This is a genomic window from Tateyamaria sp. (genome assembly GCF_039940735.1).
GTDB lineage: Bacteria > Pseudomonadota > Alphaproteobacteria > Rhodobacterales > Rhodobacteraceae > Tateyamaria.
The window spans coordinates 43,558-56,592 of record NZ_JBDVGB010000040.1; the positions used below are offsets into that span (position 1 = coordinate 43,558).

General features: G+C 55.6%; 11 protein-coding genes and 1 pseudogene. 5 read left to right on the top strand and 7 right to left on the bottom strand.

Annotated features, from left to right (window positions below; translation table 11 throughout):
• The first annotated feature begins 11 nt into the window (after nucleotides 1-11).
• On the top strand, nucleotides 12-1,637 hold the full coding sequence (locus ABJF76_RS08445; RefSeq protein ID WP_413821807.1) for an alpha-D-glucose phosphate-specific phosphoglucomutase: 1,626 nt from the start codon (nucleotides 12-14) through the stop codon (nucleotides 1,635-1,637).
• A gap of 221 nt (nucleotides 1,638-1,858) precedes the next feature.
• Here the strand turns inward: ABJF76_RS08445 and ABJF76_RS08450 are convergent, their stop codons facing one another.
• From ABJF76_RS08450 to ABJF76_RS08480, 7 genes are all read right to left on the bottom strand, one after another.
• A complete protein-coding gene (locus ABJF76_RS08450; protein ID WP_413821806.1) occupies nucleotides 1,859-2,539 on the bottom strand; it encodes a D-lyxose/D-mannose family sugar isomerase in 681 nt (226 codons plus the stop codon).
• Nucleotides 2,536-3,573: an ABC transporter ATP-binding protein gene (locus ABJF76_RS08455; protein ID WP_413821805.1), complete on the bottom strand. Its 1,038-nt coding sequence runs from the start codon at nucleotides 3,571-3,573 to the stop codon at nucleotides 2,536-2,538. Before ABJF76_RS08455 ends, ABJF76_RS08450 begins: the two co-directional genes overlap by 4 nt.
• Nucleotides 3,574-3,575: 2 nt before the next feature.
• Nucleotides 3,576-4,841: an MGH1-like glycoside hydrolase domain-containing protein gene (locus tag ABJF76_RS08460; RefSeq protein WP_413821804.1), complete on the bottom strand. Its 1,266-nt coding sequence runs from the start codon at nucleotides 4,839-4,841 to the stop codon at nucleotides 3,576-3,578.
• A 3-nt stretch (nucleotides 4,842-4,844) separates the two neighbouring features.
• Nucleotides 4,845-6,077 (bottom strand): carbohydrate ABC transporter permease, encoded by a 1,233-nt coding sequence (locus ABJF76_RS08465; protein ID WP_413821803.1) that lies wholly within the window; start codon nucleotides 6,075-6,077, stop codon nucleotides 4,845-4,847.
• Nucleotides 6,074-7,372 (bottom strand): carbohydrate ABC transporter permease, encoded by a 1,299-nt coding sequence (locus tag ABJF76_RS08470; RefSeq protein WP_413821802.1) that lies wholly within the window; start codon nucleotides 7,370-7,372, stop codon nucleotides 6,074-6,076. Before ABJF76_RS08470 ends, ABJF76_RS08465 begins: the two co-directional genes overlap by 4 nt.
• A gap of 73 nt (nucleotides 7,373-7,445) precedes the next feature.
• On the bottom strand, nucleotides 7,446-8,786 hold the full coding sequence (locus ABJF76_RS08475) for an ABC transporter substrate-binding protein (RefSeq protein ID WP_413821801.1): 1,341 nt from the start codon (nucleotides 8,784-8,786) through the stop codon (nucleotides 7,446-7,448).
• Entirely contained in the window at nucleotides 8,783-9,853 is a 1,071-nt protein-coding gene (locus tag ABJF76_RS08480; protein WP_413821800.1) for a LacI family DNA-binding transcriptional regulator, read from the bottom strand. The genes ABJF76_RS08475 and ABJF76_RS08480 overlap by 4 nt, the downstream gene beginning before the upstream one ends.
• A gap of 256 nt (nucleotides 9,854-10,109) precedes the next feature.
• Here ABJF76_RS08480 and ABJF76_RS08485 point away from each other — a divergent pair, with 256 nt between their 5' ends.
• From ABJF76_RS08485 to ABJF76_RS08500, 4 genes and pseudogenes are all read left to right on the top strand, one after another.
• Complete coding sequence (locus ABJF76_RS08485) at nucleotides 10,110-11,234, top strand: MHYT domain-containing protein (protein WP_413821799.1); 1,125 nt, start codon at nucleotides 10,110-10,112, stop codon at nucleotides 11,232-11,234.
• 115 nt (nucleotides 11,235-11,349) lie between these two features.
• Complete coding sequence (locus ABJF76_RS08490) at nucleotides 11,350-12,204, top strand: FAD binding domain-containing protein (RefSeq protein ID WP_413821798.1); 855 nt, start codon at nucleotides 11,350-11,352, stop codon at nucleotides 12,202-12,204.
• 13 nt (nucleotides 12,205-12,217) lie between these two features.
• Nucleotides 12,218-12,712, top strand: a complete 495-nt coding sequence (locus ABJF76_RS08495; RefSeq protein WP_413821797.1) for a (2Fe-2S)-binding protein — start codon at nucleotides 12,218-12,220, stop codon at nucleotides 12,710-12,712.
• Nucleotides 12,709-13,035 (top strand): annotated as a pseudogene (locus ABJF76_RS08500) (carbon monoxide dehydrogenase); the annotation flags it as partial. The gene ABJF76_RS08495 and the pseudogene ABJF76_RS08500, both read left to right, overlap by 4 nt.

The following is a 13,035-nucleotide window of genomic DNA, read 5'->3' on the forward strand; positions in this document are numbered from 1 at the left end:
GGATTTGCCCAATGACCAAAGCGACGATTGCCACCACCCCCATTGAGGGACAAAAACCCGGCACATCCGGGCTTCGCAAAAAGTGCCGCGTGTTCATGGGGGACCATTACCTTGAAAACTTCGTGCAAGCGATGTTTGACGGCATCGGTGGCGTTGCGGGCAAGACGCTGGTTGTAGGCGGCGATGGGCGTTTTCACAACGATGTCGCAACGCAGACGATCCTTGCGATGGCGGCGGCCAATGGGGCGGCGCGCGTCATTGTGGGCCAAAACGCCTTACTGTCCACGCCGGCCGCATCGCACCTGATCCGCCTGAACAAGACAGACGGCGGCGTGATTCTGTCTGCCAGCCACAACCCCGGCGGCGAAGACGAAGATTTTGGCATCAAGTTCAACATGTCCAATGGCGGCCCCGCCCCCGAAACCATCACAAACGCGATGTTTGAACGTACCAAAGTAATTGATGCCTATCACATCTGGCAGGGTGATCCGGTGGACTTGTCAACCATTGGCACAAGTGCTTTGGGCAACATGAAAGTCGATGTGGTTGACCCCGTCGCGGCCTATGTCGACCTGATGCAGTCGCTGTTCGATTTCCCGGCCATCGCCAAGATGATCAAAGGCGGCTTTCGCATCCGTTTCGATTCCATGTGCGCCATCACCGGCCCATATGCCCGTGCAATCCTCGAAGACACGCTAGGTGCGGCCAAAGACACCGTCGCCCACGCCACCCCCCTGCCCGATTTTGGCGGCATGCACCCCGACCCCAACCCCACATGGGCGCACGAGTTGATGGACGAGATGATGGGCAGGGATGCGCCCGACTTTGGCTGTGCCTCGGATGGTGACGGCGATCGCAACATGATCGTTGGGCCCAATTGCTATGTTTCACCCTCTGACAGTTTAGCCGTAATCGCAGCAAATGCACATCTGGCACCGGGCTATAAAGATGGGCTGAAAGGTGTGGCCCGGTCTATGCCGACATCTGCGGCTGTGGACCGCGTGGCCCAAGCATTGGGGCTGGATTGTTACGAAACTCCAACAGGCTGGAAGTTTTTTGGCAACCTGATGGACGATGGGCGCGTGTCTTTGTGTGGCGAAGAAAGCTTTGGCACAGGGTCAGATCACGTGCGTGAAAAGGATGGCGTGTGGGCTGTGTTGATGTGGTTGAACATCATGGCAGCGACAGGCAAGTCCGTACCAGAACTGATGGAAGATCACTGGGCGCGCTTTGGGCGCAATTACTATTCGCGCCACGATTTTGAAGCGATCGAAAACGAAAAGGCCGATGCTTTGATGACCGCCTTGCGCGGATCGCTGGATGGGCTCGCCGGACAAAATTATGGGCCACTGACAGTCGAAAAAGCCGACGATTATGCGTACCTTGATCCTGTCGACGGAAGCACCTCGGCCCAACAAGGTGTGCGCGTTGTGTTTGAGGGCGGCTCACGTTTCGTTGTGCGCCTGTCCGGTACTGGAACCAGCGGGGCCACCTTGCGTCTGTACTTGGAAAAGGTCGAAGCCAAAGCGCTGAGCCTTGAACCTCAGGCAGCCTTGGCAGAGGTCATCGCGGCCGCGCACAGCATCATCGGCATCGAAGGTTTCACAGGGCGTACTGCACCCGACGTGATTACCTAACCGCTTAACCTGTGTCACAGAACACAAGGGCGCACCGCGTGCCCTTGTGGGCGTGGCGCTCAACCCATGCGATGTGAACCTCGTCCCGAATACGCAGTCATTCCAAATGTTTTGAACCAAAAACAGCGTCATCGCCTAAGGGTCGACAAAGAACCCCGCATTGGGGTTATCGAAATGCAAATTGGTTTTCACGCGTGTTATGCCATCGGCGTGGGTAACTCTTACAAGCGACCATAATCGCTCACCAACAAATGTGTGGGTTCTGCGTCTTCGTCGATGGATGCAAAGCGGCCAACAGGATCACGGAAGACATTGTCGGTTTCGTCATCATTGACGGTCGATACTTCGCCAATCAGAACATCACCGCCTTCACCCCAAAACGCGTGCCAATCCCCAGGGCGTAGGGTCACGGATTCGCCAGGGGCAAAGGACAGTTTTTCACCGGGGCCGTAATCGCGCATCACCCCATCACACATCACCTGCCCGCCGCGATCTGGCGCAAAGTTACCGTCGTCGTCCGACCCACAAAGCTCAACGACCAATGTCGCGCCGCCACGGTTGATGATGTCTTCGGCCTTCAGCACATGGGTGTGCATGGGCGAAAGCTGATCCTGTCGCGAAATCAGCAGCTTTTCCGCGTAACACATCCCGCCGCCCCGAGTGAGATCGCCTTGCAATCCATTGCGCAAGGTAAACAGGAACAAGCCTATTTTATCAAAATCGCCAGCGCCATAGTCCGTGATATCCCAACCACAGCGCGCGTCGATGACGTGGCGCGCAGCCTTTGCGTTGGACGCGAACGCATCAGGGGTCCAATACGCAAATGGAGGCAAGGCAAAGCCATGGCGGCGTATCATTGCGTCGGCTTGTGCCATGATGTCGTTGATTTCAGATCGTTTCATGCAGCACGTCCTGGCATACGTTGACCTGCGGCGTCAAACAAATGCAGACGGGTTTCATCAAATCGCAACCCCACAGTTTGACCTTCAAGGCTGTCTTGCGCGCCAGCAGTGCGCAGGGTGATCAGGCCAAGATCGCCGCAGTCGATGTAGTGAAAATAATCCGCACCCAGATATTCGCTGACTTGTACTTGCCCGGTACAATGGCCTGCGTCTGGCGCGACAATGTCGATATGTTCTGGGCGAATTCCCAAGTGAGCGACATCCTGCGCCGCTTTTGGCAACCGCGCGTCTGTCCCATCAGCCAGCGCCATCAAGTTCATTTTCGGGCTACCGATGAACTGAGCAACAAATGCGTTTTGGGGGTTTTCATACAACTCACGTGGACTGCCGACTTGCATAATCACCCCGTCCTTCAGAACTACAATCCGATCCGCTAACGTCATCGCTTCGACCTGATCGTGCGTGACGTAAACCATCGTGCTGGCAAGCGTTTTGTGCAGGCGTGCAATCTCAAACCGCATATCGACGCGCAAAGAAGCATCAAGGTTGGACAGCGGTTCGTCAAATAGAAACCCTTTGGGTTTGCGCACAATGGCACGCCCAATGGCAACTCGCTGGCGTTGCCCGCCTGACAGGTCCTTGGGGCGACGATCAAGATAGTCGTTAAGTTTCAGGATATCTGCAGCTGCGTCGACTTTCTGCGCGATCTCAGATTTGGGCGCGCCTGCAGTCATCAAGGCAAAACCCATGTTGTCGCGCACGCTAAGGTGCGGATACAGCGCGTAAGATTGGAACACCATCGACAGCTCTCGCTCGGACGGAACCTTATGGGTTACATCCTCACCATCAAGCAGGATGTGCCCCCGGCTGGTTTCTTCAAGCCCCGCGATCATGCGCAATAGCGTTGATTTTCCACACCCCGACGGGCCAACAAAGATGATCAACTCACCGTCAAGAATTTCAAGATCGATACCCTTGATGACCTGCACATCGCCGAACCATTTTTCGACCGCGCCCAATGTGATGGATCCCATGACTAAGCAGCCCCCTTCATACATGTCTCGTGCTGCCAAGACAGCCAAACAGCCGCCGTCCACGAGAATTTCTCGCCCACACAGCCTTCACCGGTCACCGGATTGAAGCATTCCCAAAAACCCGATTTTTCAATTGCGCGACATAAATCGCCACGGATTTTGGCGGCCATCTCTGGTGCGCCCTGTTCGTCTAAACCCAAAGCCGTCATATAATTCATCTGCGGCCAAAGCGGGCCGCACCAATAGCGCTGCGCCTCAAAGTCAGTCGCATCGGGGTCCCAGCTGGGCAACATGTAATCCACGGCTGCATCTATACGTTCCAGATGTGCCAACGTTCGACTTCGCTGCTCGGCCGTGCCTGAATTTGCGTAAAAACACAAAGCACTACAGTTGCTGAATCCATTCGAAAAACGCCCGGTACGGACCTCTCGGGCCGTGAACGCCCCAACTTCGTTGTTCCATAAATACTCACTCGCCGCATGACCATTTACGATCCAACCTTCGATCTGGTCCAACACCGCCCGCGGCTTGCCTAGGCCCTGCGCCATCGCCAGCAAATCCTGATCTGCGCGCAGCAGAACAAAATGAATGTTCGGGTCAGCCATCAAAAATGGCCCTTCATCCGTCAGCCGCCGTTGATCCCAGCCGACGCTGGCGCCAAAGGTCATGATCGTCAGATACTTGTCATATTGATCCTGCGTTGGACGAAAGCTGGGGTCGACATGTTTGTTGTCCATTCGCGTGTAGGGCGCAAGATCAGGCGAAACTTCCATCAAGTCCAACCCGATATTCCATTCCGGGCAATTGTCGCGCCCGGTTTCCCACGGGTGCACAGTGCATACGATGCCATCAACAGATCGCGCGTCGTGAAACCATCTGTGCCAGGCGAAAAGCGCGTCAAACACGGCAGCGCGGCGTGAGCCATCACCCTTGGTGATTGCACGCACAATCGTTGCAAGCACAGGAGGCTGCGACACGCCCGTCGACGGGATCGGCCCCGGCGTTTTTCCCCAACGGGACGGGCCGGGAAAATAGTCTGGATCATCGCTGCGAAAAAGGATGCTAGGGATCATGCCATCGGGCCACTGGCCTGCGATCAGTGACGTGACCTCGGACCACGCGCGATCCATATCATAAGTCGCAAGGCCCAGCGCCACAAACGCGCTGTCCCAATTCCATTGGTACGGATACAGCCCCGCCGTCGGAATCGTAAAACCACCCCGATCATTCTGCGTCAGCACGTCAATTGCGGATTGGATCGCGACCATGGTTTATCCTTTCACACTTCCCGCCGTCAGCCCGGCGACAAGGAACCTTTCAAACCACAAGAACAGGGCAAGCACGGGGACCGTTGCGATGACAGCGCCCGCCATCAGATGCTGGCGTGGCACCTCGGATGAATTCAGTTCGGCAATGCCGCGCGACAGTGTGTAAAGATCAACATTATCAAGAAACATGAACGCAAACAGAAACTCGTTCCACGCGATCATAAAAACGTACAACGCGACCGACGCCAATGCCGGCAATGCCAATGGCATCGTAATTTTGCGGATGACATTGATACGCGTCAGGCCATCCATCAGCCCGGCCTCTTCTAGTTCGGCAGGGATGCCGCGAAAGTAGCCTTGCAGCATATACAGCGCCACAGGGATCGTTGTTGCGGGGTACACGAACAGCAGCCCCCACAGCGTATTGCGCAACCCCAATTGTGAAAATATCGCATAAAGCGGGATCACGAGGACAATCATCGGGACCATGTAAATCAGCAGAATTGAGCGCGATAAGAACTTCTGCCCCGGAAACCGAAGACGCGCGACGGCATAGGCGCCGGGCACGGCAAAAAACAACGTAATCAACACCGTCGCCACCGACACTATCGCCGAATTCAACAAATAGGTGCCGAAATGGTATTGGGTGAACAACTCGGTGTAACTGCGGAAAAGGGTCTCGGCCCCTTGTGCAAAATCAATCGAGAAATCGAGCGGGTTTGACAGCAGCAATTGTTGGTTTTTGAGGCTCATCATCACCATGACAAAGAAGGGTAAAGCCACCGCAATGGTAAAGGTCACAAGGCCCAAACCCTTGACGAACCGCAGGCAGATGACCTCAACGTTATAGCGTTTTTCGCTGCCCGGACCGAAGCCTTTGGCGATCAAGTTGACGGATTGGACCGTGAAAGCCGCCATTAGGATCACAAAAACCAATTGGCCAAACGCATAGACATCTAAGCCCAGCCCCAAAGGTTGCGCGCCCGAGGCCACGGTCAAAACCACCATAAAGATCACAGCAGCCATGACGACCACGCCCGGCGTCCGGCGTATCGGCGACAAAACAGCCAAAACGCCGGATCCGATCAACCCAGCCACCGCCCCTGCAGCCACCTGCGGCTGGAACGTCAGGCCCGACACAAACAGTGCCAGCACCGTCAGTAAAATGGACGCCAAAGCGCCCCAGATCGCGCCAACCAACAAGCACAACCAAAAGATATTGCCAAACCGGCTCATGTCTCATCCTCGGGTGAGAATTTGAAAAAGATGACCGCAAAGAACAGCAGCACGATAAACACCACAACAGCCACCGCCGCTCCCGCCCCAAGGTTGGACACCGCAAAGGCCTGCTCATAGACATTGACCGTTAGCGTACGTGTGCCCGCAGCCCCGCCTGTCAGCAGGAAAATGTCGTCGAATTTGTTGAACGTCCAGATGAAGCGCAGCAGGAATAGCACCGCCATGATGCCCACCAACTGCGGCAACGAAATAAAGCGGAATTGTTGCAAAGGGGTGGCCCCGTCGATCTCGGCGGCCTCATAGATATCTGACGACAGCGATTGCATCCGCGCAAGAATGAACAGCATCGCCAGCGGGAAATAGCGCCAGATTTCAAAGATGATCACCACAGTCAGGGCAACGGGAAATTCAAAAGTGAACAGACCAAAGACGTTGATGTCGGCCTTGCGTTGCCCAAGAAAAGAAATCGGTCCCTCGATCACGCCCATTTGTATCAGCAACGCATTCAACGTCCCCCCTGGGCCGGGATCAAGTAACAGTACCCACGCCAACGCCACAGCAATCACCGGGGCGACATAGGGCGATAAGAAAAGCCCGCGCAGAAAGCTGCGCCCGGCAAACGTTATGTTCATCAATTGCGCGGCAAACAGCCCCATCACTAGCGCACCCAAGGTCCCAGCGATGGTATAATACAGGGATGCCCAAAGCACGGGCCAGAAGTCCGACGCGGCGAATACCTTACGGAAATTGTCCAACGTAAAGTTACCGTTGGTCAGCACGTTTTCAGGAACGAATGTAAAGACGGGTTTGGTATCTTTGATGTTGGCAGGGGCGTCCAAGAACCCTTGTGTCGCCGCGACACGCAGCACGATGTCTTCGCGCTGGCCCGGTTCGTAATCGCCGAGATCGCAGCGCAGCGACAGGTCGTTCAACGTACAGCGAGCATCGACCGTCAAAATACGAAGCGTTCCCGGCAAATCATCGGTCATAACGATGTCTGCAATCGCCCCTTGGCGCGATGAATTGCGCGCGCGGTAACGGATATCGGCCTCGTCGCCCACGACCTCTAGATCACCCATAAGGCGTTCATTTATCAAAATATTCGGGGCACGCAGATCACCCAAAGTAACCGGTTTAAAGCTGATCCAAACGTTGGCCAGCAACGGGAACAGCACTACAGACAACACAATCAAGAACGTCGGCAACAGCAGTAGATAGGCAAAGCGCATCTCGCGTTTGGCCAGCGGCCCCATGCCTTTTGGCGGGCCTTTCGGAGTGGTGGTGTCTATCATGATATGTGCCCGTACATGTGCCCGTCAAAATCGGCGGCGCGACCCGAGCCGCGCCGCCAGAATTGGCTCAACGTTACAAGGCTTTGTGCTCGGCCACGATCTTGTCGGCCGCTTCCTGCACGCTCAGATCGCCATCTGTCATCTCGCGAATGACACGGCTCATGATCTGGCTATTCACGATGGTCGACGCCTTGGCAAGTTGGCCATCGGCCACACCCCAGCGGTCCCCAACAGACAAACCCGCAACGATATCGTCGATTACGGACTGCGGATAGATGTCGCCCAGCGGCGCTTTGCGATCTACCCCCACATCAAGGCCAGCCCAAAGCGTTTCAAAAGAGGTGTCTCCGGCCTCTGTTCCGCGACGCACGGGGAACTTGCCTTCGGGTGCTTGAGACAACCATTCACCATAGCCTTCGGACACGACAAATTTGACGAATTCTTGCGCCACTTCGGTGTTGGCGTCCGCCGTGATACCAAGGTAACGCACATCGGCATAGGCTGCCCCATCGGCGTTACCGGGCCCGGAAATGACCGTCGAAAAGCCCGTATTTTCCGCCAATTCCTTGGTGGTCGGGTCATCGCTGATCGTCACAGGTGCGCTGTCACGCAAACCACCAAGTTCGTCCAAAATAGACGGCGACCAAATAACCATGGCCGCTTTGCCATCAAGGTACAATTCGCGCGATTGCGACCAGAACAGATCTCCCTCGGGTGAATTTGCGACCATCTTTTTGTAGATCTCAAGCAGCTCGACCAGATGGGTCGTGTCTTCGTTGACGGATCCATCCGCGTTGATCGGCGAATAACCAGTGGCGAGCGACAGATGCTCGATCAACTGCATCATATAGCCTTCGTCGATCTTGGTGGCCGCAACAAAACCGTACATCTCTGGCGGGTTGTGCAAGGCGTCCATTGCCGCCGACATATTGGCGAAGGATGTGGGGGCCTTTAGGCCAGCTGCCTCGAACAAGTCCGAGCGGTAAACAACCAACTGCGTCCAACCATCAGTGGGCACCGAAACGATTTCACCATCCGACATCGCCATACGCACGGGGCCTTGGGCAAAGCTTTCAACGCCAAGGTCTTCGACCACTTCGGTGGCGGCGGCTGTGTCCAAAATACCCGCCTCGGCATAAGGCAACAATGACTGCACCGTGTGGTTTAACACGTCAGGCAAGTCACCTGCTGCAAACGCTGCCGTGGCGCGGGTTTGAATATCAGATTCTTCAACGGGAATAATTTCGACGGTGTGACCGGATGCGGCCTCGAATTTCTTGGCCATTTCTTCTTGAATGGCCATGCGTTCGGGTTGGACCTCTAGGGTCCAGAAACGGATCGTGTCGGCAGCCGCAGCGCCCGCAAGGGCCGTCGAGACCAGCAAACCGGCCATAAGTGTTGTCGTGCGTTTCATTGAATGTCCTCCCTTTCAGAAACGTTGTCTTGAACCGCACCTTGCAGGGGCGGACCGTCAGTTTTGCGACGCACCAAATGGGCGCGTTGCAATTCTTGATGCGCTTTGGGGTCACCGCCATCGACGATGGCCAGAAGCATGTCGCCCAACCGCCGCCCTGCATGGGCTTGTGGTTGGGCCATCGTCGTGAGTGGTGGATTCGCGTGGATGCCAAAATGCAAACCGTCATAGCCGATAACCGATACATCCTGCCCCGGCTGCATGCCTCGTGCACGGATGCCTGCCAGCACGCCGAACGCAACAGTATCCGAAACGCAAACGATCCCCGTCGGCGGCTCTGACAGGTCAAGCAGTATAGAGGCCGCCATTTCGCCGCCGTCATCGCTGAAATTAGCGATTTGGATCAACTGCGGATCCGGCGTCAGCCCGTTGTGAAGAACCGCGCGATTGTACCCGTTCAACCGTTCTTGCGCGAATTGATGCTGCAAGGGGGCGCCCACGTAGGCAATGCGACGATGTCCCAAATCGACGAGATGATTGACGGCCGTGACCAAGGCGTCTTCTCCGTCGACGTCATACCACGCATAATCGGCGAACTCGGCCGTGCGCCCATGCACAACAAACGGACAGCCAAGGTCTTTTAACAGTTGAACACGCGGATCATTCTTCAGCGGGCGTGAAATAACGACGCCACCAACGCGCCCCGTGCGCACCAATCGATCAATGCGTTCCAAATCATCCTGCGAAGACTCTGCGTGATGGACCAAAAGGTCCCAATTGCGCCGCCCCAATGCCTCGCCCAGACCTTGCAGCAACTGGGCAACAAAAGGTTGTATTGTAACGCCCGTTTGCCGCGGCATAAGATAGCAAACCGTTTCAGGTTGCCCCAACGAGAGACGGCGCGCGTTCTGGTTTGGTCGATATCCCAGTTCGGCGGCGGCCTTTTGAACCCGCTGGCGTGTGGCGATACTGATGTCAGCGTAATCATTCATCGCACGGCTGACAGTCCCAACCGTCAAGCCAAGGTGCGCCGCAAGCGATTTCAAATTGACCGGTTTGTCAGGCATCGAATCTCCCCTAACATCAACGCTAACCGAAACCGGTTTCGGAACGCAAACAATTTGACAACTTGTGCGTGTTGAACCGTTTGACCGGACGAAAATCAGAAGTGCAAAGTCCTGCATCCACAGAACAATCGGAGCCATCGAAAGCCGCACGCAACCAAGTTCTGCATACATTTACCTTTGTGTTCACATCAAAATGACGACGTGGACTAAATGGTAAAGTTTGCAAAACGCCCATAGGTTGGGCATCTTGGCCCGCATGGATTTTCTAAACGTTCACCACAGCGGCTTTTTGATCGTGATGTCTTGTGTCGTGGCACTTGTCGCCGGGTTCACCGGACTGTCGCTGACACGGGACCTGTCGGAAAAACCCATGTTTCAGAAAAAGGTGTCTGTGGCTTTAGCGGCTGTCGCGCTGGGTGGTGGAATCTGGGCGATGCACTTTGTGGCCATGTTGGGTTTGCAAATGCCAATCCTGTTCTTTTATGACGCGGCGATCACACTGGTCTCTGCGCTGTCGGCCATTCTCATTGTAGGGGCGGCCCTGATCTTAATGCATTTCACCGCCCGCACACCGACCATCATCACGCTGGCGGGTGGTATTGTGGGTATTGGCATTTTGGTCATGCACTACATCGGCATGGCTGGGCTTGAAATGTGCCGCGCGGTTTACACCCCGACGGGGGTCATCTTTTCATCCATCGTGGCCATCGGGCTGTGTATTCTGGCGTTCTGGATCGCCTATGGGCAGCGAACCAACCGGAACATCGTACTGGGCACCTTCTGCTTTGCCATTGCAGTGGCCTCTGTGCATTTTCTAGCCATGGCGGGTACCAATTTTGTGGCAGAACCGGACGTGGCAGAATTTGGTCCTTCGATGAGCAACGAAACACTGGCCCTTGGCGTTATCTTTTTCAGTTTTGTCATCTTTGGGGCATGTCTATGGGTCAGCGTGACCTATCTTGTTGCGCCACGCACCGCAAAAAGCAGTGCTAACAAAGCCCCCGAAAAATCCCACCACATTCCAACAACAGACGTACAAGTCCCCTGCGAACGCGACGGTACCAAAGTCTTTGTCCGCTCAAGTGATGTACTGTTTGTTCGGGCAGATGGCCACTATACCCAAGTCTACACCCAGGACGAGCGCCTGTTTTGCGCATGGCCCGTGACCGAGGCGTCAAAACGATTGCTGCCAACTGGTTTTTTGCAAACGCACCGCAGCTATTTGGTCAACCCGGGTCGCATCGCCCGCTTTGAACGGACCAAAGACAAGGGGCGCTGCATCTTTGATGGGACCGATATGCCGCCCGCCCCGGTGAGTCGTTCAAAACTGAAGGCGATACAGGATGCGCTTGCCGCACAAGCCAGCGCACTTCGTGCTTAACGACGCGCATTTCGTGCAAAACCCTCGTGTTTCATTGATTTCGTAGTGCCGTTGCATGCAATCGCATGCAGCCTCCGTGCAAGCCAGACATTCGCTTTCAGGGAGGGACGCGCAGATGATTCCAGCTGCATTTGACTATTATCGACCAAAAGACATGGCAGGTGTTCTGTCATTGCTTGAGGAACACGGCGACGACGCGCGCGTCATGGCAGGCGGGCACAGCCTAATACCCATGATGAAGCTGCGAATGGCCGATGTGCCCCACTTGATCGACCTGCAAGACGTCGGCGGTTTGTCGGGTATCGAGGTCACCAGCGACAGCATCAAAATCGGTGCCTTGGTCACACAAGCAAACCTCATTGATCACGCAGGTCTGGCCGATGCGGCGCCCATCTTGCGCGAGGCCGCGTTGCAGATCGCTGACCCGCAGGTGCGTTACATGGGGACAGTTGGTGGCAACATTGCCAACGGCGACCCTGCCAACGACATGCCCGGTTTGATGCAATGCTTGGATGCCACTTTGACCGTGGTTGGTCCAAACGGAACACGCGATGTTTCTGCCCGGGACTTTTACGAAGGTGCGTTTGTAACAGACCGCGAAGATGACGAGGTTCTGACTTCTGCGTCATTCCCGCTGCCCAAGGGCGGTCATGCCTATGAAAAACAAAAACGTAAGATCGGCGATTACGCAACTGCCGCCGCTGCCGTTCAGATCATCAAGGAAGGCGGCAAATGTACGTTCGCCGCGATCGCGATGACAAACCTAAGCGACACGCCTGTGTTTTCCGAAGATGCCTGTGCCGCGCTGGTCGGTACGTCCGTGGATAACGCCGCCATCAAAGCGGCCGTTAAAGCCATGCTGGGCGACATCGACCCAACCGAGGACAACCGCGGCCCCGTCGCATTCAAAAACCACGTGGCGGGTATCATTCTCAGCCGCGCCATCGAACGCGCTTGGTCGCGGGCGTAAGGGAGAGAGACATATGTCAAAGAAATCGCACGTCACACTCACGGTAAACGGCAAGCAAGAAGAGTTCCTCGCGGAACCGCGCGAGTTGCTCATTTACACGCTGCGCGAGCGGCTGAACATCACAGGACCACACATCGGTTGCGAGACGTCCCATTGCGGTGCCTGCACCGTCACCATTGATGGCAAGTCGGTTAAATCCTGCACCATGTTTGCGGTTCAGGCCGAAGGGTCCGAAATCACAACAATTGAAGGCATCGGAAACCCCGACGAACTGCACCCCTTGCAGAACGCGTTCAAAGAACATCACGGGCTTCAGTGCGGGTATTGCACGCCGGGCATGATCATCCGCGCCACCAAATTGTTAGAAGAAATCCCAAACCCCACCGAAGAAGAAATTCGTTTCGGCATGGCTGGCAATATATGCCGCTGCACAGGGTATCAGAACATCGTAAAATCCATTCAGGCCGCGGCGTCTGAAATGAATGCAGCCAAGGAGGCCGCAGAATGAAGGACGAAATTACACGCGAAGAACGGGTTGATAACCTTAAGGGCATGGGGTGCTCGCGCAAACGGGTCGAGGATGCGCGTTTCACCCAAGGCAAAGGCAACTACGTTGATGATATCAAGCTAGACGGCATGCTGTTTGGCGACTTCGTCCGCTCGCCCTATGCCCATGCGCGCATCACCAGCATCAACACCGAAGCGGCCCTTAAGGTCCCCGGCGTTCTGGCGGTTCTGACAGCCGATGATCTGCGCCCACTTGGCCTGCATTGGATGCCGACACTTGCTGGCGACAAACAGATGGTACTGGCGGACGGCAAGGTTTTGTTC